The organism is Polynucleobacter sp. (genome assembly GCF_040400325.1).
Lineage (GTDB): Bacteria > Pseudomonadota > Gammaproteobacteria > Burkholderiales > Burkholderiaceae > Polynucleobacter.
On the sequence record NZ_JBBAQK010000003.1, the window covers coordinates 33,191 to 56,142 of the forward strand.

Below are 22,952 nucleotides of genomic sequence, written 5' to 3' on the forward strand. Positions count from 1 at the left end.
TCTTTTGAAATCATCCCGTATGCGCACACAGGGGGCCTTCATCAGCCTCCTGTTGACGCTAGCTTTATGGGGATGTGATGCTCAAGCCCCAAAAATAGAAGCTATAGATAGTCAGAGTAAAACATTGTCATGCTCTCTCAATGGCAGCCCCATTCAGATACTGATTACTAAGGGTTCTCTCGATGCAAGCCTACTCTATCAGAGCAAAGAGATTAAGGTGAACCTGCTAGAAGTAAAAGATTTTTATCAGATACTGATGCGCTTTGATACGCAAATTGGGCAACTCAAAATGAATAAGATGGGTAACGAGTTGACTCAAGTCAAAAATGGTAGTGAACAAACAAACGCTTGTGTGGCAGAATTAAATAAATCTTAAGGCAAATATCATGAGAAAAAACCACTACATTATTGGCCTGCTTATTTTTGCTTGCTCACAAAATTGGGCTATAGCTCAATCTGCTCAAGGGACTCAGGCAGAACCAAAGACAGTAGCACCTATTAAGACAATTGCCTCATTAAATGTTGCCCGCTATCAGGGCACTTGGTATGAGATTGCAAAGTTTCCAAATTGGTTTCAAAGAAAATGCATCGCTGATACCAATGCGACCTATGAGATCAAAGATGATGGCAATGTGAGCGTCACTAATCGCTGCACATTTGAGGGCGGAGGAAAAGGTGAAGCAATCGGTACCGCAAGGCAAATTGGTGCTTCAACTTCCCCAATTCTGGAGGTACGCTTTGCGCCAGATTGGTTATCTTTTCTGCCGATGGTCTGGGGTGATTACTGGGTAATCGATATAGACCCCGAGTACCAATTAGCCGCAGTGAGCGACCCCGGGAGAAAATATCTCTGGATACTCTCCCGCACTAAGACAGTAGAGCCCAGCAAATACCAGGCGCTACTGAGTCGCCTGGTGAACGATAACGGCTTCAGCCTTCAACAGCTGAGCCTAACACCACAAAATTAAACCGAGAATAAGAATTTCATAAAGGTAATTCCGATAATTAAGACTGAAAATGCAATGATACCAATCAGGTACATTTTGCCAGTTTTGTACTTCAAGGTTACTGCGCTGTTATCTCTCATGCTTCCACTTCCCTTCAGTTTTAGGACTAATTGAAAACTGCTGCTGATTGACCACTTCTTAAACTTTCGCAAAACCCAATAAATGGGCGGTATCTTTTAAGAAAATCTTCAAGTGCGCCATAGGATCACGGCGAACGAGTTTTTTATTCATATACGATTCAAATGTTAAGCGCTGAACGTCTTTATCTTCACACATTTTGACAAAGCGCTCACGACGTTTATCGTTGGTGTACCAAAAACGCTGCATGATTCCAAGCACTAAAAATACCGTGCCGTGTTCTTTCATAAAGCGTTTACGGGCTTTTGCCAAGGACTTACCATTGCCGGTAATGAGGAGCTCCTCAACAGCCTCAGCAGCTACTCTGCCACCATACATGCCGTAGTAAATTCCCTCACCCGAAGCTGGGGCTACCACACCAGCAGCATCTCCAGCCAACACCACGTCTCTGCCGTTATCCCATTTCTTTAAGGGCTTCATTGGCAGCGGCGCGCCTTCATGCCGGAGCATTTCAGCATTCTCTAGGCCAGTTTGTTTTTTGAGAGTTTCTACTGCACTTCTTAAAGAAAAGCCTTTGTCAGCCGTGCCTGTGCCGATACTCATGGTTGTGCCATGAGGAAAAATCCAGCCATAAAAGTCTGGGGACAAAGCGCCCTGATAAAAAACATCGCAGCGTGAGCCATCAAATCCAGCTGGTGGGTTTTCAGGGACTTTAACGATCTCGTGATAGGCGAAGACATACTCCACATCCTTAGCACCTGGAATAGCCTGACGACCGACACCTGATTTTGCACCATCAGCACCAATCACTGCTTTAGCGCGAACAGCTACGGTTTCATCAGGAGCACCATGCTTACCACGCACAACATAGTGCACTACTGATACTCCATCTTGATCTCTAGTCAGTTTCTCAAAGACGCCGGTTCTTCTTTCAGCACCATCATTGGCGGCACGGACACGCAAGAATTCATCAAACTTGTCACGATCGACCATTCCTACAAAGCCGCCCTCAATATGCATATCTACCGCCTTATCTGAGGGCGCAATCATTCTGGCGCAATTGGCCTTGGCTACTAGAAGCTCATCGGGGATTTCAAAATCTTTAATTAAGCGAGGGGGTATAGCACCACCACAAGGCTTAATGCGGCCCATGCGATCTAATAAGAGGACTTTTCGACCTTTCTTTGCAAGATCACTTGCAGCTGTAGCTCCAGTAGGGCCACCGCCAACCACAACGACTTCAAAAGTTTCTAGGGCACTCATTTTCATCTCCATCATACTCAGTTAAATGATTTAGTTAATTGATTGATTTACTACACACCCACTAAATGACTCGACATCTTACTTGTTTGTTTTTGCGAACGAGTCTGATAAGACAAGTACGCAGCCACAACAAATAAAACACCTTCTAATAAAAAGACAAAAGCATAGGCAGAAGCTGGATCACCCAAAATAATCCTCGCAATATCGCTTAAACCAGTTCCAATAATTCCACCTAAACCAAAGGCCATCGCTTGCGATGCACCCCAAATTCCCATACGAACACCCTCCCGCCGTGCAGTGCCGATGCTAGCAAATTGCATCATCGACCCGATAGCAGCAATCGAAAAGGCGCCATTAAAGATGCCCAATAGGAAAACGGCCACCTGAAAGAAAATGACATTGGCAATTGGTCCAGACAAAACCAGGCCTAACATCGCCAAAGCTGAAGCCAGACATCCGCCAATCGTCCAATTGCTTAGTGTCGTTAAGGACTGAGATTTAGCTTTGCTGGTGATAAAAGCCAAAGCTAGCATTCCAAAGAGCACACCACCGTTTTGCAAACCAGACAAAGTAGTTGTTTCAGCGGGGCTAAAACCAAATGCAACGGCTGCAAAAGGTTCTAAGATCAAATCTTGTGAGCTATAAGCCAACATAGACACAAAGACAAACCAGGTAAACGAACGTACCCTACTTTCTTTCCAGACCTCAGCAAAGGCTTCACGAAAACTGGCCTTGCTTGGGCTTTCTGACTCAACTTCATCTACGTTAGGTGTTAGTTGTCCAGTTTTAGTAACTGGCGATTCCATGCCCCAGATCGCCAAGAATGTAACTATCACTGCAATCACCGATACGGTCGATGAAACCATTAATAGACGCTCAAATGAAAATGGTGTGAGGAACTTTCCACTGACGCTGGCTGTAAAAGCAAACCCAAAAATCATCATCAACCAAACGCAAGTGGCAGCGGCAGCCTTCTTCTTAGGCTCGACTCGTTTTGCTAGCAGCACGAGCAATGCAGTGCCGCTAGAACTCACACCAATACCAATCATCAAAAAGGCAATGGTTGCTAATGCAATACCTAAGCTAACCGAATGACTCAAAAGAATTGTCGAGGCAGCCGCCAATACACCGCCACTAGCCAATACCAATATTCCTCCGCGAATCCATGGGCTGGCTCTACGCGTTTGATCTGAACCAAAACCCATGCGGGGACGTATTAACTGAATAAAATAATGGATTGCTACTAATGCACCGGGCAAAATGGCTGGCAGAGCTAACTCAATCACCATCACCCGATTTAAGAGTGAGGTCGTTAACACCACAATCGATCCCAAAGATGCCTGAACTAAACCTAGTCTGGCAATTTGGGGCCAAGTGAGATAGGTGGTTTCAGAAATGCTCATAGTTTGATTAATTTACCGAGAAACGTCCTGCCACTGCAAATGCACTCACCATCATTCCTGCAACAAACAATGGCACTCCAAAGCCACTCAAAAATAATGCGCGCCTGACTGGATCCTGTAAAAAATAATGCATCATCTTGATTTGACCGGCGATGAGCAATAAGATTACAAGTGCTTGCCAATAAGCACCCCATACGAATAAGAGTCCAATAACGCCAAACTGAGGCGCTAACATCATGAGGCATGCATTCTGAGCCGCACCTGCGATACCGAGTTGTACTGGCAAAGAGCGCACGCCCATTTGACGGTCACCTTCAATTGCCTTGAAATCATTCAATGTCATAATGCCGTGCGCACCAATGCTATACAGAATGGCTAGAAGAATTGATGGCGTGGAAGGAAGTAAATCGCCCATCATCACTGCTGAGCCCGTAAACCAAGCCAATCCTTCATAAGAAATTCCACAAGCAGCATTACCGTACCAGCCATTTTGCTTAAACCGCGCTGGCGGCATGCTATATAGCCAAGCTAGTAAGAGTCCTAACAAAGTTGCTGCAAATGCCCACGGGCTAATCAGCCAACCCAACAAGAGTGAGAGCCCAGTCCAGATACAGGCAACATACAGACCCCAAGTGCCTGGCATGCGGCCGGAAGGAATGGGACGTTGTGGCTCATTGATCGCATCAACCTCGCGATCAAACCAATCATTCACTGCCTGACTTGCAGCACATACCATGGGGCCAGCGAGAATCACGCCTGCAATTAATAGGTGCCACCGTCCCTCAAAAGAAACACCCGTTGCAATAACACCGCAGGCAAAAGCCCACATCGGAGGAAACCAAGTAATGGGCTTGAGTAATTCTAGAATGGCGGATGGCGCAGGGAAACGGCGCACTGTCAGTGTATTTATGATCGCATTCCCCACTTCCAAAGTCGCTCGCTTGAGAAAGGCACCACCATCAAAATATGCTCTAAGACTGCTAGCGACAAAATAGCGCCAGTCAATGACATTGAAGCTACTTGAAAATCAGTTGAACTAGGATTGACTGCGGCTAACCACAAAGGAACTGCGCAAAGAATGCCGCCAATCACCGATAGCGGCAGTAAAGGGTTCATTGGCTTACAAGTGAAATAGGTAAATATGTACTTCAGATGATTTGGCAGAAAGCGTTCATTGAGATTTGCAACGCCCAAGAAGACATTGAGCTTTGCGCTCTGACGCATCAACCAAAGGATGATAAAAGTCCAGAAGCCTGTTTGGTTTGAGCCACCCCAAGTCATTACCGTCACAGCTAATGCCAACACAACCAAAGCAATCTCATGATGCTGGATGGTCTGAAATGCAAAGTACATTTTCTGAAAGCCCCGACAATCTTTAGGGCATGGCTCTCGACGAGGACCAGTCACATAACCAAATAAGAAGCCGATTTCTTGCCAACCCCAAACTAAAATAGCACAGGTGAAACCACAATAAGCACCTGCTACTGTACTTAAGTTAGCGCTCGTTTTTAATCCCACCAAAGCCAAAGCTAAAACCATCCCACTTACCCAAAAGGTATTTTTATATGTCGAGGGATTGCGCTGGTTTAGCAAGAGAATGATCCCGGTGCTAAACCACCATATAAAAATCGCGTAGAGGATAGGCCAAACAATTCTCATTACATTACCAAGTAGGAGCCATACGAACATTGGCAGGCAAGGTGTTGTCTTGGACCGGGATAAAGTACAGCTTTACGAACACTAAACCAGCCCTGGCACCCAAAACAGCAGACTTCACTTTATTGATCAGGCCACCTTCTTTTTTATAGGCATCCATCTTCTCAAACAGCGCTCTCATCTCTTCAAGATAGCGATAGAAGCGTGGATTATCTAAATTGACAGAAATTGGAAATACCTGCTTAATAATTTCGTTGGTGATGAACAATACTTTCTTGTCGTAATCCGTTGGAGAGATTCTCATCGCTTTGTAGAGCTCAATCCGAGTATGGTCACGAACATACATCGTGGCATATACCGCGAGAATGAAGAAGCGAATCCAATACTTATTAATACCTTGTAACAACTTAGGATTGGCACGCATGATCAGCGCAAAGGATTCACCATGGCGGAACTCGTCATTGCACCAGCGTTCAAACCATAAGAAGATCGGATGAAAGCGTGTTTCAGGGCGACTTTCAAGTTCCCGGAAAATAGTAATGTAACGCGCATAGCCAATCTTCTCAGAAAGATAAGTAGCATAAAAAATAAACTTTGGCTTAAAGTAGGTGTATTTCTTCGCTTTTGCCAAGAAACCTAAATCAATACCAATATTAAAGTCCTTGAGCCACTGGTTAATAAAGCCCGCATGTCGACTTTCATCTCTAGCCATGTAACCAAACAAGTTACGCATATCGGGATTGGTGACCTTGCGCTTAATCTCAGCATACAAAATGCAACCCGAAAACTCAGAAGTAATCGAGCTGATTAAGAAATCAACGAACTCATCATATAAGGCTGGATGGAGGTTGGAGTAATCCTTATCCATATCCGCAGGACGCTGGAAGTGCTCCGCATTAATGTCGCTCGCATACTCGGCCATCAATGCATCCCATTCTGGGCGTAAGGCATCAATACTGATTCGATCCATCTCTTTAAAATCGGTCGTATAAAAGCGCGGGCTTAATACCGCATCTTCCAAGGCCATTTTGGTGGACTCATTCACTGAACCCTTTGCAGGGATCTGACTTTGCAACATCGTTTCTGCGCTATCTAAATTCATTTCCAACTCCAATAAAGATTTATGACTTACTAACCACTACATTTGACCCATTAAATAACTTAAAAAATGTACTTGCATTGCTAGGACCAAAAGACTCCAAATCAACCAAACGACCAGTTGCGGTATCCGATAACGTTAAGCGGCCATCTGCTCGATAAATTAACTCAAATGGAGGCCCACTATCTAAGCCCCTGCGTTTTCTTTCTTGCGCAAGACCACGCAAAGTGCCTCTTACAAAACCTGCCTCACCCTGAATAGAATCAATTTGTTTACCAGTTTTATGATCAATTACTGCAATTGAGCCATCAGGACGATCTTCAAAACGCAGCTGCAATACTTTCGTAGGCACTGCATCTGGCTCTCTTACTTGACTCAAGTCACGACTATTAATAAATACCAATAGCAACACAATGACAATGCCAGTGGCTACCAGTATCTTGGCCACGGGTGATAGAAAATCCTTGCTTTGTGGAATGCTCATGCCGTCTGCACTCCCGCTTGCTCAACTTGAATTTCTTGTGCTGCTTTTTTACTCAAGCCAGTGGATGCAACCCAGGCTTCTGTCAGGATGGCTGCCACTTTTTTTGCCTCTGGAACACAACGCATCATTGGTTCTGGGGTGGCTAAATGCCATGGACGTGCATGAGGCCATAAATGAAAGTAGGCAATCTTATCCTCGGTGGCAATTTGCATTGGAATGTCACCTGTGCCGTCTTTGTATAACTTGAGACCGGCACTACCCAGCGTTTTATACGGGAGATTAAATGTCACGGTCAAAACAATACCGACTCTCATCACGATACGACGGTTCGTTAGAGTGTAAAGAGCTTCAGTGGCAGACCAATAAGCCATTAGACCAACCAATACAAACCCGATTACAGCTAGGGCAAAGGCAAGCGCTACGCTACTCCATCCAGCGGCTAAGCCACCCTCACTACCGGCTACAGAAATCAATTGCCAAATCACAATTACAACAAAGTACAAGCCGAGCCATTGCAAACGAAATACATGCTTTGCCATGGAAATCCAATTGGGAGCTCCCTGCCACAAGATGATTTCATCTTGTGGTAATGGTTCAGGCAGCCCTAAGGCAGCCTCAAACTCATACTCTGCTGATTGATAAGGTTGTTGACTCACAAAAAATACTTTCTACTTTCAATTTACAGCGATTTAAATTAAAGTTTCTTGACGCTCAGGGGTTGCATATAGAGTGCCTCCACCGTAGTAAGCCATGATCTTCTCTTCTTCTAACAGGGTAATTTGATCTTGACTCTTCAAACCTGGCACTAAAGCAAATTGATTGCCCAAAATAGATTTGACGTTTATGTAATCGCGACGGACTCGCGAAAAGTTCATTGGTAGCAAGACTCTTCTACCACCGAACTCGGGCAAGGTTTCAATTTCTAAATAGCGAATCACGACTTCAGCCTGATCAATCCAGAGCTCTTTAACGGTGCCTGCTATCACACCATCATCACCCATGACCTGCATACCAATCGGATTTCGATCTTGTTTGGCGACACTAAATTGACCCAGTAAACGCCCAGGCAGAATTCGCTTTTGACCTTCTGATGTCATATCAGGAATATCTGCGCGCTTCGTAAAGGCACCCGGCCCAACCCCATCCAACATCGGATTTCCGGTTGGAATTAAAGGGGCGCCGTTTAAATAACTTGAAGGTCGAGCGGCCACTTTTTCAAGGGGCTCATCTTTTGGCTGGGTCACATCACCAAAATACTCAGTATGAAAAGTCTTTGGTGCAGGCATACCGACTATTCCGATCGTTCGTCGCGTTTCGCCGCGAATATCGTACTCTAGCGGAAAACCTTCACGCTTACCCTCTAAGGTGAGATAATACACTAGACCGAAAAAAAATACCCAAAATGCATATAGAACCAATTGCGCAACATCTATATATTCTGTAATTGCTCCGGTTGCCATCTTGCTCTCCCTTTTAACAATAATGCTTATTGAAAAAAAACATACTTTACTACTACTTAACTTGGTAATTCATCTAAACCAAACTTCTTCGAAACATTCATATCGGCATGCTTATTCATCACAACTAAAGGCCCAATTGCAATTAATGTAGCAAACAGTAAATAAAATTCAATGTGATACACAAAGCTATAGCCTGTAGCAGCAGAAATAAGGCCATCGCCTAAAAAACCACTAGTGGCTAGACTAGAAACGAGATCACGAATGACGCCACCAGCTGCAATAGCAATACCAGATGCAGTAGCGTGTACTGCACCCCAAGCACCCAGGACTAAACCATTCATTCCGCCTGACTCAAAACTCATTGCGGCAGTTAGTGTACTGACAGCAAATAATCCACCTCCAAAGCCAATCAAAAATGCCCCACAACGAAATAGCGTGGGGGAAAGTAAGGGCTCAGAAAAAATCACGCAGCTAAAAGCCACAATGCCAAACAAGGCGCCAATGGAGGCAAGACGATATGGATCGATGGTGCGATTTAAATAACGTGCAGCTACCCCAAAAGCAAGCAGAGCACCTAAAGAAGTAAGGCTGGTTAATACTGTCGTGGCACTAACTGATAGACCTAGTACTTCAGCACCGTACGGCTCCAAAATAATATCTTGCATACTAAATGCTGCAGTACCTAAGCCTAAGGCCACCAAGAAGCGCATCACTTTGCCTTGTTGCGAAAAAGTGGCCCAAGTTTCTTTAAAGCTGGGTGTTGGAATAGAGTGCGCTGTTAAATGAGGCTGACGAGGCTCTTGTTTCCAAGCTGCAATTAAGTTCAATATCAAAGTAGTTGCTGCAACGCCCTGCACTACGCGAATCAATAAAATAGGGGTGATATCTATTAGTAAATATCCAAAGATAGCACTACTGACTGCCATGCCAACCAAGAGCATCATGTACATCATCGCAACTACTCTTGGTCTAGCCTCTGGTTCAGACAAATCCGATGCTAAAGCGAGGCCAGCGGTTTGAGTGGTCTGCATGCCAGCGCCTACCAATAAGAAGGCAAGTCCAGTTGCAGCTTGCGCAAACCAAGCAGGCCAGGTGGTATCACCTGACAACAAAATTAATGCAAAGGGCATGATTGCAAAACCGCCGAATTGCAACCAAGAACCAATCCAGATATAAGGTACCCTGCGCCATCCCAAAAAAGACTTATGGCTATCACTCTTAAATCCAATCAACGCTCTAAAGGGAGCAAACAGCAGCGGTAAGGCCACCATAATGGAAACTAAAGCGGCGCTCACTTGCAACTCAACAATCATGACGCGATTGAGGGTACCAATCAGCATCACCATCGCTATACCGACAGAGACCTGAAATAGTGACAGCCTTAAGAGACGACTTAATGGCAACTCTTTGGTGGCGATATCGGCAAAAGGTAAGAACCTTGGACTCACTCTCTTCCAATTTTCAAATAACTCTTTGCCACGCCAGGTCAGAGTAAACATTTTTATTGTTATCGCGCTTTATTCTGATCAGATGGCTTTTTGCTTAAACGCATAGCCTGTGAAAAGTAAAAAGCGCGTTGCACTTTTTGTGTACTCACTGGCGCCCAATCTCCAAGACCATCATGCTTGTTAAAAGTTCTCGTGAGGGAGTCAATCGAAATCGGTTGAATAAAGGGTGATCGATCACTTCTCGGAAATAAGCTGCCGATGGTCAGTAATGTACTCAATGCTGCATTGTTGGGGGCAAAGGTAAAGGCGATATTAGCCCGGGTCCGATTAGCAAGCTTGGCCATCGCATCAGCAATATCTAAATGGTGGTAGTGAATCATCGAATCCATACAAATCACATGATCAAACTCACCTAGAGATGGATCCAACATATCGCCAGAGCGAAACTCAATGGAGCCAGAGCCAACATCATTGCCAATTCTTTCGCGCGCTAAATCGACTAAGGTTGGGGATAAATCAATCGCGACGACATTAGCGCCGCGCTTTGCTAAATCAGCAGCCAAGACTCCAGTTCCACAACCAGCATCTAAAACGCGCTGGCCAGTCAAATCACTAGGCAAGTAACTAAGTAAGAGGTGTCGCATTTCTTTGCGACCAGCACGAACCTTAGCTCGGATACCGCTTACTTTGGCTGTTGATGTTAACTTCGCCCAAGCGTCCACTGCTGTACGATCGAAATACTCCTGAAGCTGAGTACGCTTTTGAGTGTAAGAATTTTCAAGCATCAAATCATCGCCTATTAATTATTTCAACCATGGGGAATAGATGTAGGCTAATAGATGGGCTATTACTGCTGTAAATCCAAAAAATTGGGTCCCTTGCACAAGATTACGATGCAACTCTTCTGCCTCCCCCGTACTTAACCCTGTAAGGGTTGCCCTAGAATTCCTAAGGCTTGAAGCTTGGCTAGCTTGTAAGTGAATAGCCTCAACGCCAACCATCGATTCATGTTTCTTCTTTTCCTGGTCTAAGCGCGCCATGCGCAGCTTCCAGATAAATTGGCCTGCATTAATCACGTAAGTAGCATACGCTGCCAATGCCAAAATCATTAATTGATATTGGTCTAAATATCCGGTTGCCAAGGCCACTAAATACAAGGTATGCAATAGCAATACCAACATACTGAATACGTCTTCCCAGAAAAATGCTGGGGCAAATAAATAGCAATTGAAAACAACTTTTTCCCAAATGCATCCAGTGATCATGATGGTGTAGAGCGTGAGTGTTTTAACCACTACTGAAACATTCGCTGCATTCTCACCCTCTCCAGTGAATAAAAAACGCAGCACGAGATAAAGGCTGACTAGGAAAACAACAAACTGAATAGGCGCTAAAATTCCCTGGACCAAGGTCCATTTAGTCGTATCTCTTCTTACCCTTTCTTCTGGGGTATATAGTGGTCTATAGGTTTTTTCCATTTACAGTCTGCTAATTTTTCTAAAACATCATTAAAACAATCATAGCTATGCTTTTAGAGTCTAAAAGTGTCAATCAAAGTTTACGATATTTAGTAAAATATACCCCTCGGGGTAACCCTATTATTAGTAGTTTCCCTATGGCAATTTATGCAAAAAGAATGCCAAATGGATTTGTTATAAATTTGTTACAGTTAGACTCATAGAGGGTAAAGAATTTATTAATTTTTGCGGTGCAGCATTTAGCATCCATCATTTGCGCTAATCACTGCATTATTAGGAGATGAGTTTTGTCGGACTCGCTGAAAAAAACATTCCAATCTAGTTTAGGCGAATTAGATAATGCTGAAATGATGCTGTGGCTCAACAAAACTATTGAGTCGGAAATCATCCCCCGCTTACTTATGGGGCATAAGCTGGAATCCACCAATCACATAGCTGACACCCAAAGTAGCAACATCGAGGTAAAACAGACAGAAATTATCGATTTTTGCCAGACTTTGCTTGACGGCCCCATAGCGGACTGTTTCACTTTCATCGATCGCATGCAAAAATCGGGGCACAGTCTTGTATCGCTTTATATGAATCTGATTCCAGCATCGACTAGGCGCCTGCAGATGCTCTGGGAAACCGATGAAAATAGCTTTACAGAGGTGACTTTGGCCCTAGGCCGAGCCCAGAACCTGATTCACCAGTTAAGCCCTGCCTTTATGAGCCAAGGCAAACTCTCTGAGTTCCAGGGAAATGCTCTACTAATTAATGCACCAGGATCACAACACACCCTAGGCATCCTCATCATGGGTGAATTTTTCAAATTGAACGGTTGGAATACAACAGTTGAAATTGAAACGACCAGCACCGATCTCAAGGATCGAATTCGTTTGCAAAGCTATGATTTATTGGCAATTTCTATCTCCTGCGAGGATCAATGGGGTACCATGGAAACATTGCTCAATGAAGTAAAAAAGGTCTCAAAAAACAAGGGGATACTGACAATGGCAGGTGGCCCGTTATTCGATTTCAATCCGGAACTGATTCAAGAGTGCTCTGCAGATGTATGCGAGCTCACAGCCGAAGAAGCCATTAAAAAAGTTTCATACTTAATAGCGCAAAAGGCCGCCTTAAATTAATATGTCCATCTCATATCATCCAGATAAACTCTTTGCAGAATTGAGCGGGAAAGAGCTCAGTCAGATAGCGCGAGCATCGGCAGATATTTCCTTTGTTTTGGATGACCTAGGATCGATACAAAGCATCTACTCTGATAATAAATATTTAGCCAAACAAATTTCAGACGATCTGATTGGGAAAAAATGGTTAGAAGTAGTGGAGCCTGATAGCAGAACAAAAGTCCAACGCTTGCTAGACGATGCCAACCCAGACACCATTTCTAAGTTTAGACAAATTAATATGATTGGCAATGAGGCAAATATAGCATTGCCAATGATGTGTGCCTCCATCAAAACATCATCGAATAAAAAGATTATCGTTATTGGCAGAGATATCACAGAGGTCTCTCGCTTGCAGCAAAATTTAGTGTCGGCTCAAAAAGAGATTAGTCAAAATTATCTGCAAATAAGTCAGCTAGAAGAACGGTTTCAATCTATCTTTGAAATTGGTACAGAGTCTATCGTCATCGTTAAGGCAGATGATGCATATCCGATAGTCGAGATGAACAGAAATGCCATAAAGCAACTGCTTCTTGGTAAAAATACCTGCATTGGAAAATCGCTTTTATCCCTCTTCCCTGCTAGTGAGCTAAGCAAGGCTGCTAATTTTCTGCAAGGTGTTCAAGATACAGACGAGCCCAGTATCCTAAAAATATTATTGAGCAATGGCGAAGCAACTCAAATCAGCGCAACCTCCTTTATAAACAGCGGGATTCCTTACTTACTGCTGAATCTGAAGCAGTTGGATTTGGCGAAAGTATCTAGCCTAATAGAGTATGACTCGTTAACCGTTAAAGCCATTGACAATAACGCCTATGGTTTTGTCGTTTGTACCCCAGAAGGTCTTATTCTGAAGGCGAATAAAGCCTTCAATAAATTAAGCGCTACTAGGGGCGAACAAGACCTCATTGGCACCAACATCAGAAACTATTTAGGGCCAGAGAGAACCGATTTTGATCAAATGATGCAATCCTTAAAAGGCAAGGCTAGCTCACAATCTTGCGTCTCCTCTATAACTAATGCTACTAGTAGCATTAAGTTGGTGGATATTTCTGCAGTATCAGTAGCGCAACCTCGCGCCTGTATTGGTATGATCTTTCGTCAAGTAGATTCGAGACAAAATAAAGGTGCACGTATCGATAAAAAACTTGTACGAAGTTCTCAAGAATTGTCGATGCTAGTTGGAAAAGTCCCCCTGAAAGATATCCTAGCTGAAACAACCGACTTAATTGAGCAGCTCTGCATCAAGGCCGCATTAGATTTAACTCAAGATAATCGTGTTTCTGCCTCTGAAATCTTGGGCTTATCAAGGCAAAGCCTATACATCAAACTCAGAAAGTATGGCCTAGTAGACTCCAGTAAGGATATTGATTAGAAAGTCAGTGATGAGCAGTCAAGTTGCACTGATGGTTCTTGTAGATATCCAGTCATCAGCAAAAATCAGCGGTATTTTAAGACTCATGTTTACAAGGCTTTGGCTTTGGTCGACGCCAGGTCTTGAGTTCTACAAACATATGGGCTCAGGAGAAAATGGTGGTTTCTCATTCCGCCCAAGTGGCACCCATCAAGCACTTTTTTGTGTCTTTAAAGATCTCACTAGTGCTGAAAAATTTTACGCATCTTCAAAACTCATCCAGTGGTACAAAGCGCATGCCAATGAATTTTTTTCAGTAAAACTCAAAACCTATTCAATCAAAGGTCAGTGGTCAGGCTTTGTTCCGCAAATTACTGTTGATACACCCATATCAGGCCCGATCGTTTCAATCACCAGAGCGTCTATTAAACCGCTCAATTGTCTGGAATTCTGGAGTAAAGAGCCTGCGGCAGAAATCTCTCTTGAGAAATCAGCTGGCTGCATTATTGCTGCTGGTATTGGTGAGGCTCCATTTTTTCGCCAGGCTACCTTTACCATATGGGAGTCTCAAGCAGCGATGGATCAATATGCAAGGCAAGGGGCGCACCAAGATGCCATCCGTGCATCGATGTACGGCAGCTACTTTTCTGAATCGATGTTCTCACGTTATCAACCCTTTGATGCATTCGGCAGCTGGAAGGGTCGCACTCTTGGCTAAAGCTCCCGTCATTATTATTGGTGGCGGCATTGCTGGACTTACTTGCGCACTCGATCTTGCCTCCTCTAGAGTTGAAGTCATTCTGGTCGAAAAAGAAGCTCAGCTTGGCGGTAAGATTCGTCAAATCAATTGCTCTGATGATCCTCTAGCCCCTGCACCCATTGACTCTGGCCCTACTGTCTTTACCATGCGCTGGGTCTTTGATGCCCTCTTTGAAAAGGCTGGTACCTCTTTAGAGTCCGAGTTAAAGCTGGAGAAGTTGAATATTCTGGCGAGACATGCCTGGAGTAAAGACGAAAGATTAGATTTATTTTCAGATATAGAGCAATCTGCACAAGCGATTGCAGAGTTTTCTTCTCCGGCTGAAGCCAAACGATTTCTGCAATTTTCTGCTCAATGCCGAGAACTCTATAAGGCGCTTGAGAAGCCGTATATGCTTTCAGCGAAGCCAAACTTTAGCGGCATGATTGCTGACTTAGGTATTACTGGGTCTAAGGTCTTATATGACATTGGCTTATTTAATACCCTCTGGAAATCACTTGGCAATTATTTCCATGACCCCAGATTGCATCAATTGTTTGGTCGTTACGCTACCTACTGTGGCTCATCCCCATACGAAGCCCCCGCCACCCTGATGCTCATTGCCGATGTTGAGACCCAGGGAGTATGGGCAATTGAAGGCGGTATGTATAGCCTCGTTAAGGCCATTTGTAAGTTAGCACAAGATAAAGGCGTACAGTTGATGACTGACAAAACTTGTGAAGAAATCCTTCTCAAGAATGGCAAGGTCAGCGGAGTACGGTTAGCAGATGGCACCCTGCTCTATTCAGATCACGTTATTTTCAATGGCGATCTTGCGGCACTCCAAACTGGACTACTCAATGTAGAAGGAATCAAAGCATTTAATCAAAAGATGACTCCGCCCTCACCTGCTAAGAGATCGCTTTCTGCGATTACTTGGTCAATCAATGCCAAAGCAGATGGCTTTCCTTTGCTACGTCACAATGTTTTCTTTAATCAAGACTATCAAGCTGAGTTTGACGACATCTTTAATAGGGGCCGCCTTCCTCGTAAACCGACCGTCTATGTCTGCGCTCAAGATCAAGGGGATAGCTACCAAGCTAAACTGGACTTACAAAGACTGCTCTGTCTAGTGAATGCCCCAGCTAAAGGTGATCAATCTGAATTTAATGCCAAGGAAATCGATCAATGCGAACACGAAACCTTTGGTCTTCTGCAACAATGTGGTTTGAACATCGATTTGGACAGTGCAATATGTCACCGTACGACACCTGCTATTTTCAACCAGCTCTTTCCGGCGTCGGGCGGAGCCCTCTATGGCCAAGCCAACCATGGCTGGATGGAAACTTTTGGGCGAGCTTCAGCACAAAGTCCGATTCCAGGTCTTTATCTAGCGGGGGGCAGCGTTCATCCGGGACCGGGAGTTCCAATGGCAGCCCTATCAGGGCGCATGGCGGCCGCAACCTTGATGGCACACCTCGGTTTGACCAAGCTGTCGGGAAGAACGCTTATCTCTGGTGGTACATCGACGCTCTAAGCGATGATGGTCAACATGGCATTGTCTTAATCGCCTTTGTTGGCAGTGTATTTTCACCTTACTATGCATGGGCTAGAAGAGGTGGAGCTTCTGTTAACCCTGAAAATTATTGCTCACTCAACGTTGCTATTTATAGCAAAGGGAAAAGTCGCTGGGCAATGACTGAGCGTGGTGAAAAGCAAGTCTCCCGAAGCTCTACTGAGTTTGTCATTGGTCCAAGCAATCTGCGTTGGGATGGCAACAAGCTGATTGTTCAGATACAAGAGCGTGCAGTTCCTTTTGGGCAAAAAGTTTCAGGCACTGTTGAGCTCTATCCTAATACCCTCTTTAACTTTAGTACGCCTCTAGACGCAGCTGATAGGCATCGTTGGGGGCCTCTTGCACCTTCAGCACGAGTAAAGGTGCGCTTAAATTCTCCCGACTTGCAATGGGAAGGTAATGCTTATTTAGATTCAAATGAAGGTGATGAACCTATCAGCCAATCTTTTCATGAATGGGATTGGTCCAGAGCAGAAATGAGTGGCGGCAGAACTTCGGTCATTTATGATGTGCGGGAAAAGAATGCTCAAGAAAAAATATTAGCGCTCACCTTCAATCCGAATGGCACGATTGATCATTTCGAAGCTCCACCAAGGCAAGCTCTGCCAAAAACCATCTGGGGTATTCAAGGGCATATGCGCAATCAAAGCTCTGAGGGCTTAGAAGTCATTCAGATGTTAGAAAATACGCCTTTTTATACTCGCTCTGTTTTAAATTCAGAATTATTAGGCGAGAAAGTGATCTCTTTTCATGAGACCTTAAATGTTCCAAAACTTATCTCTCCCGCAACTCAGTTCATGCTACCTTGGAGAATGCCGCGTAAGACTTGGTAACTTGCCTAAAATAGCTACTGCAGAGCTCTACCATGCGTACGGGGATTACGACGACGCTCTTGTCGCTCCATGAGTTCAACGAACCACAATAAATGATCATGGGTTGTTCCATCAAAACGCTTTTCATGTGGAACTTCAATTACTGCGTTTACTAGATATTGAATAGCTTTATCGGCATCTACTTTCAGTTTTCTGGAAAATATTTTAGAAATAGCTGTAAAGGCTTCTGCTAAAAGAATCAACTTTCTTTTAGAGGGTACATAAGCTCTAGTCGAAACAGAATCCAAATTCAGCTTTTCTACTTCTCGACCAATCTCTGAGTAAATCAAGCGAGCTGCCTGAATCGCTGGACGACAATCCCAAGGTAAGTCTGAGATTCCACTCTCCGAGCGAGAATACAAAACATCTGCATGCTTTAAGAGACGGGCGATCACACTCGCAATTTGACCATTAAACTCGGGTTTACTTAACCAAATTTGGGGATCTAGTCCCGATTCTCTGAGCCAATCTAGGGGTAAGTAGATCCGCCCATTAGCAGCATCCTCACCAACATCACGCGCAATATTTGTAAGTTGCATCGCCAAACCCAGTTCACAGGCTCTTGCTAAAGTTTCTGGTTCCCTACGGTCCATGATGACGCACATCATCGCTCCCACTGTACCGGCTACTCTAGCGCAGTAATCTAATAAATCCTCTAAGGAGTTATAGATTTTGAACTGGGTATCCCATTCGTAACCCTCGATGAGTGCGAGCGGCAAGCTGATAGGTAAATCAAACTCTTTAACGACTATCGATAAGGCCCGATCGGCAGCAATATCATCTGGCATACCTTGGTAGATTCGGTCAAGACGTTCACGCAATTTTGGTATCGCATCTGGCTCAGCATCTACTGCATCAGCCACGTCGTCGGTAATCCGACAGAATGCATAAAGCGCAGTTGCTGGGTCTCTGACTCTCTGCGGCAAAATTCTGGAGGCAGCAAAGAAGGACTTTGATCCATCTCGCATGGTTGCGACGCACTCTTGAAGGTCTTTCATATTATGAGTCATGCTAAGACTTTTCTAGGCTCAGCTACTACTGACATTAATGCTTTTGCTGAAGATAAAACACCGGGGATACCCGCACCCGGGTGAGTACCAGCTCCCACCATATAAAGCCCTTGAATATCTTCACTACGATTGTGTGGTCTAAACCAAGCGCTTTGAAGCAAGAGTGGTTCAAAACCAAAGGCAGCGCCTTTAACGGATAAAAGACGATCTTGAAAATCTTGAGGAGTCATAAGAAAAGATGTTTTAAGATGCTTTTCAAATCCAGGCAGAACACTTTCATCTAAGTACTTGGCAATTGCTTGACGATAGGGCTCAGCCTCTTTAGCCCAGTCCGTTCCGCTTTCTAAATTCGGTACTGGAGCCAATACATAAAATGTATCACCGCCAGCAGGTGCTAAGGATGGATCAGTAGCCGTTGGCCTATGCAAATAAAGGCTAAAGTCATCTGCCAGCACATGCTTCTTAAAGATGTCGGTCAATAACTCTTTATAGCGCTTACCTAACAAGATCATATGGTGTGGAACGTCAGGATATTGATTATCTGTGCCGAAGTACCAAACAAATAGACTCATGGAGTATTTACTCTTATCAACCTTAGCGTCGGTCCACACTTTCCGATGTTCTGGCGCAATGAGTTTTTGATAAGTCCAAGCAGCATCCGCATTGGAGACCACAATATCTGCAGGAATAAATTCGCCATTGGCCAGGGTCACACCTTGAGCCTTACCATCCTCTACTTCAATACGCTTCACCTCAGAGTTCAGGCGAATTTGCACTCCTCTGCCAGCTAATAAACCTGCTAAGCCCTTAATCAAGGAGCCTGTGCCGCCCATTGCCGAGTGCACGCCATGGCGTCGCTCCAAGGAGTTGATGAGCGCATAAACTGCAGTAACAGAGAAAGGATTGCCGCCAATTAAGAGTGGATGAAAGCTCATCACTTGACGTATCTTGTCATGTTTTAAATGGCGCGCAACTAATTTATAGAGACTCTCCCAGGCCCGCATCTTCACCATTGATGGAATGGCACGAATCAAATCTCCGATTGAGTCAAATGCAGTAGAACTTAGCTCCTGAAAACCATGCTTGTAGCATTTTTCTGCTTCTACTAAAAATCGCTCGTAACCTGGTAAGTCCTCTGGCGCAAACTTAGCCACTTCAGCGCGCATTCTGGCTGGGTCACCCGTGTAATCAAAATGAGTACCGTCATCAAAACGGATACGATAAAAAGGATCCATTGGGCGCAGATCAACATCATCTGACATCTTCTTTCCACACAACTCCCATAATTCACTCAGTAGGAAGGGTGCTGTAATAATGGTAGGCCCCGCATCAAACGTAAAGCCATCACGATGGTGTACGTATGCCCTACCACCTGGCGCATCTAACTTCTCTATAACAATGACCTTATAGCCTTTACAAGACAAACGAATCGCAGAGGCCAATCCGCCAAATCCACTTCCAATCACAATGGCAGTCGATACTTGGTCTTCTTTGAATACTGCTTTTTTTAACATTTCACCAAACCAACTTTTCTACAAAAAAATAGCGTCATATTTACCGTATGACGCTATCGGTTTAACTCTACATAGCTTACTTCATTGCCACCGATTTTGTCGGAGGAACCGCGTCTGAAGATTTCTGCATTGACTTAGCCGGCCCGTTCAAGTAAGGATAATTAGGAGCTTTTTGTGTTGTCATTGCGGGCCCGGTCAGATAAGGATAGTCAGACAACATCGATACCCCATAAAGCGGCTTGTAAGCGCCTTGGTGGCAAGTAGCGCAATTGTTTTTAGCAACATCACCAGTGGGGCCTAAACGATGCGGAGGAAAAAGTCCTTGGATAGGTTCCATGTAGTTATTGTTGAGATCCCGCGCCATTCGAATGGCATACCAAGCTGTCGTTTTCTGTGGCGGACTTTCTTCCCAAGAAGCTACTGATCGAGTGTTATGACAATACGTACAATTAACACCTAAAGAGTTTGAGAAATGCATCATTAACCCATAGGTCCCCTCGGTTGCATTAATACTACTTTTGTTCCCCGTGGGCAATGCAGTCTCACCATTGACGCGAATCTTCTGATCATTTAGCAAATAAGCTGCAAAGGTATTATTCGGCAATGATGCATAGCCAGAACCTTCAACTGGCGTATTTTGACCATTCTTATTGCCTAACATGCCATTGCCAACTTTTTGTACGGGGTCTTTAAACCATACATTTTGCGGAATGTTGTTACCACGATGACAGGTATAGCAAGTAACACCTGTCTGAGCGACGTGGTTTTGCCATTGAGTGTTCACTCGTTGTGTCATTAAAATCATGTTGCGAGCTACACTCTTGGTATACAAAGATTCATCTGCAAAATTGTTCACATTATGACAATAAGCACAGCCCTGCTCAGGTGCAACCCAACTTGTCATGGCAACCATGAATGAAGTAAATTGGCCAACACTTAAATTGTTGAGGACTTTCACATTTTGATATACCGCCCCTGCTTTTGGTCCATCGGCTGAGGCTGGTCCAGATGACACAGGTACTGCATTTTTCTCAGCTTGCTCTGCCAAGATGCGCGGGTTATAAATCAAATCCATACCTGTTCCACGAAAGCCATGCTGAACCGTTTCCATTGGCGGTCTCTCGCCACAGCCAGACAGCAGCAAAATACCCAACAGCAAGACCGGTAACATCAGAAATTTTCTTAGTTGTTTCATGGCTTATCTCCCTGGGATAGCAGGTGGAAGAGGTGGAATAAATCCGGTAGTAGCAGGGTCAGGCAATGGAGTTCCAAAAACATAAGGATAAGAAGGTGCCACATGATGCTTTACTGCCCATAAATACCAGTTATCCACAACAGTGCCGGTTAGCAAAATGCCGATACCACCAACTAAAGGGGTTAACACTGCAAACCACCAAGCCCAACGGTGAATCGATTCCATGGTCGCATTAAAGCCCATGGTCCATCTCCAGAATAAAGCTGCTCTTTCTGAGGCTGTGCCACGATCAACGATTTGCTCAATCTCTCGTTCGCCACCAAAGCGGCTGACTGCCAAAATAGTTCCGCCATGCATTGCGAAGAGGAGCACGGATCCGTAAAGGAAAACAATCGACAACATGTGGAAGGGGTTATAGAATAAATTACCATAACGTAATGAGAACGCAGCAGTCCAATCTAAGTGCGAGAAGATTCCAAACGGAACGGCCTCGCTCCAGCTACCCATCATGATGGGGCGAATAAATCCTAATACGAGATACAACCAAATTGCTGCCAAGAAACCCCAAGCAACGTGCGTACCCATACCCAAGGCAACTGCACGGCGGTACATTCTTGCCCACCATAATAAAATTGAGACAGTTAAGAAGAAGCCGGCCATCATCCACCAACCACCCTCATTGAGAGGCATGAATAAAGACAGTCCATGCTTTGGCAGCGGTGGATCTAAAGAAAGCCAGAATAACTGGCGCACAAATTCAATTGGGTTCCAATTGACTGAGGCCAACATATTAAAGCCCATAATCTGAAATGCAATAAGGCCAAAAAATAAAGAGGCAATGCCTAAACCACCTAAGTAAATAGGTCCAAGCTGAGCATTACCTAGACGACCAAATAAATGAATCAGAGCTGGCGTGCCAAAGCGCTCTCGCTCTTCGTAAGGGTCTATAGATACCCCGTGATGCGGCGGAGCAACTACTTGAACTTGAGTGAATAGATTTTGATATTCCATAATGTATGTTCCTCTTAACGCCAAATTGGCAAGTTCAACCACCAACCCCACCACTCAGGCCAACCACGCGACCAGAATGGGCCGCTAATTACAATACACACGGCGCTCCAGAAAACCGCTGCTACAGCTAAAAATAATCCGAGGCGATGAATACCTAAAGTGCCAATGGAATAACCAATCGAATCTCTAAAAAAGGTATCTTCGTGTTCAGGCGTTTTAACAAACTGACCCTTCTGAGGATTGGTGGATGACAAGACTAGGCCGCCATGTAATACCAACGCAAAGGTAGTTGTAAAGAATAAGGTCACCGCAATCATGTGCGCTGGGTTGTAATGGAAATGCAGATACTGATAGCCCACGTTGGAAACCCAATCTAGGTGGCTCAAGATCCCATATGGAAAACCGTGACCCCATGCACCCATGAGTACAGGCCTAATGATCACTAAGGTGAAATAAGCAAACACCGCCATTAAGTAAGCATAAGGAACATGAAGTCCCATGCCGAGTTTTCGACAAATCTCTACTTCTCGTAAGGCCCATGAAAGAAATGCGCCTAAGGCACAAACTGTAATCAGCTGCCACAGCCCGCCTTGCAACAAGGGAGCAAAACCTAGTCCATAACTAATGTCCGGTGGCGCGATATTGATCTGCCAGGGGTTCCATGTTGGACCCTGTGAAGCACCCCACAAAATCAGTGCGGTACCTAAAAAGGAAAAGAAAACAGTGGTGACACCAAAAAATCCGACGTAAAACGGCCCCACCCAAAAATCGAATAAGTCCCCACCGACTAATGTACCGCCTCGAACGCGATACTTTCTCTCAAAACTAAGCATGGCCATTTTTTATGCTCTCCAATGAATGGATAAATAGGGTTGAGCTAAGTAGCTAATTAACCTAACCCTATTCACCATTTTTTACACAAATTACTTTGCCGCCGGAACTGATGGCGGCATTGCTGATCCTGATTTTGCCTCCATCGTCTTAAACTGGGCTTGGCTTAGACCATCCAACCAGTTAAAACGAACACTACTTAGCAAAATCAAGTGAATCATTGCTGCAAGACCAAAGAGAAAAACTCCTTGAACAACCATCGCTCGCAATGGATCATACAGTTTCCAAATTCTCCACATAATCTTCTC

At 44.5% G+C, this 22,952-nt stretch carries 24 protein-coding genes; 7 read left to right on the forward strand and 17 right to left on the reverse strand.

The genetic code is table 11. The features are described from left to right. The first annotated feature begins 4 nt into the window (after positions 1 to 4). Together ABWP14_RS03895 and ABWP14_RS03900 are read left to right on the forward strand one after the other, a co-directional pair. Complete coding sequence (locus ABWP14_RS03895; protein ID WP_353201673.1) at positions 5 to 376, forward strand: hypothetical protein; 372 nt, start codon at positions 5 to 7, stop codon at positions 374 to 376. Positions 377 to 386: 10 nt separating this feature from the next. After that, on the forward strand, positions 387 to 968 hold the full coding sequence (locus ABWP14_RS03900; RefSeq protein ID WP_353201674.1) for a lipocalin family protein: 582 nt from the start codon (positions 387 to 389) through the stop codon (positions 966 to 968). Positions 969 to 1,145: 177 nt separating this feature from the next. Here ABWP14_RS03900 and ABWP14_RS03905 read toward each other — a convergent pair whose 3' ends face one another. Genes ABWP14_RS03905 through bchF form a run of 11 tightly spaced genes read right to left on the reverse strand, consistent with a single transcriptional unit; the run spans position 1,146 to position 11,376 of the window. Further along, positions 1,146 to 2,348: a geranylgeranyl diphosphate reductase gene (locus tag ABWP14_RS03905; RefSeq protein WP_353201675.1), complete on the reverse strand. Its 1,203-nt coding sequence runs from the start codon at positions 2,346 to 2,348 to the stop codon at positions 1,146 to 1,148. 50 nt (positions 2,349 to 2,398) lie between these two features. Continuing rightward, positions 2,399 to 3,751, reverse strand: coding sequence for a BCD family MFS transporter (locus ABWP14_RS03910; RefSeq protein WP_353201676.1), 1,353 nt, complete (start codon positions 3,749 to 3,751; stop codon positions 2,399 to 2,401). Between the two features lie 7 nt (positions 3,752 to 3,758). Continuing rightward, the gene (gene chlG / locus ABWP14_RS03915; protein WP_353201677.1) at positions 3,759 to 4,646 is read right to left on the reverse strand and encodes a chlorophyll synthase ChlG; all 888 of its coding nucleotides are present in this window, start codon (positions 4,644 to 4,646) and stop codon (positions 3,759 to 3,761) included. An 11-nt stretch (positions 4,647 to 4,657) separates the two neighbouring features. After that, entirely contained in the window at positions 4,658 to 5,410 is a 753-nt protein-coding gene (gene puhE, locus ABWP14_RS03920) for a putative photosynthetic complex assembly protein PuhE (protein WP_353201678.1), read from the reverse strand. Between the two features lie 4 nt (positions 5,411 to 5,414). Then, a complete protein-coding gene (gene acsF / locus ABWP14_RS03925) occupies positions 5,415 to 6,509 on the reverse strand; it encodes a magnesium-protoporphyrin IX monomethyl ester (oxidative) cyclase (RefSeq protein WP_353201679.1) in 1,095 nt (364 codons plus the stop codon). 19 nt (positions 6,510 to 6,528) lie between these two features. Continuing rightward, a complete protein-coding gene (gene puhC, locus ABWP14_RS03930) occupies positions 6,529 to 6,990 on the reverse strand; it encodes a photosynthetic complex assembly protein PuhC (RefSeq protein WP_353201680.1) in 462 nt (153 codons plus the stop codon). Beyond that, the gene (puhB, locus tag ABWP14_RS03935; protein ID WP_353201681.1) at positions 6,987 to 7,646 is read right to left on the reverse strand and encodes a photosynthetic complex putative assembly protein PuhB; all 660 of its coding nucleotides are present in this window, start codon (positions 7,644 to 7,646) and stop codon (positions 6,987 to 6,989) included. Before puhB ends, puhC begins: the two co-directional genes overlap by 4 nt. A 33-nt stretch (positions 7,647 to 7,679) precedes the next feature. After that, positions 7,680 to 8,450 (reverse strand): photosynthetic reaction center subunit H, encoded by a 771-nt coding sequence (puhA, locus tag ABWP14_RS03940; RefSeq protein ID WP_353201682.1) that lies wholly within the window; start codon positions 8,448 to 8,450, stop codon positions 7,680 to 7,682. A gap of 56 nt (positions 8,451 to 8,506) precedes the next feature. After that, entirely contained in the window at positions 8,507 to 9,949 is a 1,443-nt protein-coding gene (locus ABWP14_RS03945) for a BCD family MFS transporter (protein ID WP_353201683.1), read from the reverse strand. Between the two features lie 8 nt (positions 9,950 to 9,957). Further along, positions 9,958 to 10,683 (reverse strand): magnesium protoporphyrin IX methyltransferase, encoded by a 726-nt coding sequence (gene bchM / locus ABWP14_RS03950; protein ID WP_353201684.1) that lies wholly within the window; start codon positions 10,681 to 10,683, stop codon positions 9,958 to 9,960. Positions 10,684 to 10,701: 18 nt separating this feature from the next. Beyond that, positions 10,702 to 11,376 (reverse strand): 2-vinyl bacteriochlorophyllide hydratase, encoded by a 675-nt coding sequence (gene bchF, locus ABWP14_RS03955; protein ID WP_353201685.1) that lies wholly within the window; start codon positions 11,374 to 11,376, stop codon positions 10,702 to 10,704. Between the two features lie 287 nt (positions 11,377 to 11,663). Between bchF and ABWP14_RS03960 the strand changes: the two genes are divergently transcribed. The 5 genes from ABWP14_RS03960 to ABWP14_RS03980 are packed head-to-tail and all read left to right on the forward strand — an operon-like array spanning position 11,664 to position 17,044. Beyond that, on the forward strand, positions 11,664 to 12,503 hold the full coding sequence (locus tag ABWP14_RS03960; protein WP_353201686.1) for a cobalamin B12-binding domain-containing protein: 840 nt from the start codon (positions 11,664 to 11,666) through the stop codon (positions 12,501 to 12,503). 1 nt (position 12,504) lies between these two features. Then, a complete protein-coding gene (ppsR, locus tag ABWP14_RS03965; protein WP_353201687.1) occupies positions 12,505 to 13,917 on the forward strand; it encodes a transcriptional regulator PpsR in 1,413 nt (470 codons plus the stop codon). A gap of 10 nt (positions 13,918 to 13,927) precedes the next feature. Beyond that, positions 13,928 to 14,614: a spheroidene monooxygenase gene (locus ABWP14_RS03970; protein WP_353201688.1), complete on the forward strand. Its 687-nt coding sequence runs from the start codon at positions 13,928 to 13,930 to the stop codon at positions 14,612 to 14,614. Further along, positions 14,607 to 16,172, forward strand: a complete 1,566-nt coding sequence (gene crtD / locus ABWP14_RS03975; protein ID WP_353201689.1) for a 1-hydroxycarotenoid 3,4-desaturase CrtD — start codon at positions 14,607 to 14,609, stop codon at positions 16,170 to 16,172. The genes ABWP14_RS03970 and crtD overlap by 8 nt, the downstream gene beginning before the upstream one ends. A 29-nt stretch (positions 16,173 to 16,201) precedes the next feature. Continuing rightward, entirely contained in the window at positions 16,202 to 17,044 is an 843-nt protein-coding gene (locus ABWP14_RS03980; protein WP_502930140.1) for a carotenoid 1,2-hydratase family protein, read from the forward strand. A gap of 14 nt (positions 17,045 to 17,058) precedes the next feature. Here the strand turns inward: ABWP14_RS03980 and ABWP14_RS03985 are convergent, their stop codons facing one another. From ABWP14_RS03985 to pufA, 6 genes are all read right to left on the reverse strand, one after another. Next, positions 17,059 to 18,093: a phytoene/squalene synthase family protein gene (locus ABWP14_RS03985; protein WP_353201691.1), complete on the reverse strand. Its 1,035-nt coding sequence runs from the start codon at positions 18,091 to 18,093 to the stop codon at positions 17,059 to 17,061. Further along, a complete protein-coding gene (locus ABWP14_RS03990; RefSeq protein ID WP_353201692.1) occupies positions 18,090 to 19,607 on the reverse strand; it encodes a phytoene desaturase in 1,518 nt (505 codons plus the stop codon). The genes ABWP14_RS03985 and ABWP14_RS03990 overlap by 4 nt, the downstream gene beginning before the upstream one ends. Positions 19,608 to 19,683: 76 nt before the next feature. Further along, positions 19,684 to 20,802, reverse strand: a complete 1,119-nt coding sequence (gene pufC, locus ABWP14_RS03995) for a photosynthetic reaction center cytochrome PufC (RefSeq protein ID WP_353201693.1) — start codon at positions 20,800 to 20,802, stop codon at positions 19,684 to 19,686. Between the two features lie 3 nt (positions 20,803 to 20,805). Then, complete coding sequence (gene pufM, locus ABWP14_RS04000; RefSeq protein WP_353201694.1) at positions 20,806 to 21,813, reverse strand: photosynthetic reaction center subunit M; 1,008 nt, start codon at positions 21,811 to 21,813, stop codon at positions 20,806 to 20,808. A 14-nt stretch (positions 21,814 to 21,827) separates the two neighbouring features. After that, the gene (gene pufL, locus ABWP14_RS04005) at positions 21,828 to 22,652 is read right to left on the reverse strand and encodes a photosynthetic reaction center subunit L (RefSeq protein WP_353201695.1); all 825 of its coding nucleotides are present in this window, start codon (positions 22,650 to 22,652) and stop codon (positions 21,828 to 21,830) included. Positions 22,653 to 22,736: 84 nt separating this feature from the next. Next, positions 22,737 to 22,943: a light-harvesting antenna LH1, alpha subunit gene (gene pufA / locus ABWP14_RS04010; protein WP_353201696.1), complete on the reverse strand. Its 207-nt coding sequence runs from the start codon at positions 22,941 to 22,943 to the stop codon at positions 22,737 to 22,739. Between the last annotated feature and the right edge of the window lie 9 nt (positions 22,944 to 22,952).

Bases quoted from the DNA above. Each gene is read 5' to 3' on its own strand.
- puhE (WP_353201678.1), bottom strand. From the start codon at position 5,410: ATGAGAATTGTTTGGCCTATCCTCTACGCGATTTTTATATGGTGGTTT.
- bchM (WP_353201684.1), bottom strand. From the start codon at position 10,683: ATGCTTGAAAATTCTTACACTCAAAAGCGTACTCAGCTTCAGGAGTAT.
- ABWP14_RS03970 (WP_353201688.1), top strand. From the start codon at position 13,928: ATGAGCAGTCAAGTTGCACTGATGGTTCTTGTAGATATCCAGTCATCA.
- ABWP14_RS03990 (WP_353201692.1), bottom strand. From the start codon at position 19,607: ATGTTAAAAAAAGCAGTATTCAAAGAAGACCAAGTATCGACTGCCATT.
- pufA (WP_353201696.1), bottom strand. From the start codon at position 22,943: ATGTGGAGAATTTGGAAACTGTATGATCCATTGCGAGCGATGGTTGTT.
- bchF (WP_353201685.1), bottom strand. From the start codon at position 11,376: ATGGAAAAAACCTATAGACCACTATATACCCCAGAAGAAAGGGTAAGA.
- ABWP14_RS03985 (WP_353201691.1), bottom strand. From the start codon at position 18,093: ATGACTCATAATATGAAAGACCTTCAAGAGTGCGTCGCAACCATGCGA.
- acsF (WP_353201679.1), bottom strand. From the start codon at position 6,509: ATGAATTTAGATAGCGCAGAAACGATGTTGCAAAGTCAGATCCCTGCA.
- pufL (WP_353201695.1), bottom strand. From the start codon at position 22,652: ATGGCCATGCTTAGTTTTGAGAGAAAGTATCGCGTTCGAGGCGGTACA.
- ppsR (WP_353201687.1), top strand. From the start codon at position 12,505: ATGTCCATCTCATATCATCCAGATAAACTCTTTGCAGAATTGAGCGGG.
- ABWP14_RS03900 (WP_353201674.1), top strand. From the start codon at position 387: ATGAGAAAAAACCACTACATTATTGGCCTGCTTATTTTTGCTTGCTCA.
- pufM (WP_353201694.1), bottom strand. From the start codon at position 21,813: ATGGAATATCAAAATCTATTCACTCAAGTTCAAGTAGTTGCTCCGCCG.
- ABWP14_RS03945 (WP_353201683.1), bottom strand. From the start codon at position 9,949: ATGTTTACTCTGACCTGGCGTGGCAAAGAGTTATTTGAAAATTGGAAG.
- puhA (WP_353201682.1), bottom strand. From the start codon at position 8,450: ATGGCAACCGGAGCAATTACAGAATATATAGATGTTGCGCAATTGGTT.
- puhC (WP_353201680.1), bottom strand. From the start codon at position 6,990: ATGAGCATTCCACAAAGCAAGGATTTTCTATCACCCGTGGCCAAGATA.
- ABWP14_RS03910 (WP_353201676.1), bottom strand. From the start codon at position 3,751: ATGAGCATTTCTGAAACCACCTATCTCACTTGGCCCCAAATTGCCAGA.
- pufC (WP_353201693.1), bottom strand. From the start codon at position 20,802: ATGAAACAACTAAGAAAATTTCTGATGTTACCGGTCTTGCTGTTGGGT.
- ABWP14_RS03905 (WP_353201675.1), bottom strand. From the start codon at position 2,348: ATGAGTGCCCTAGAAACTTTTGAAGTCGTTGTGGTTGGCGGTGGCCCT.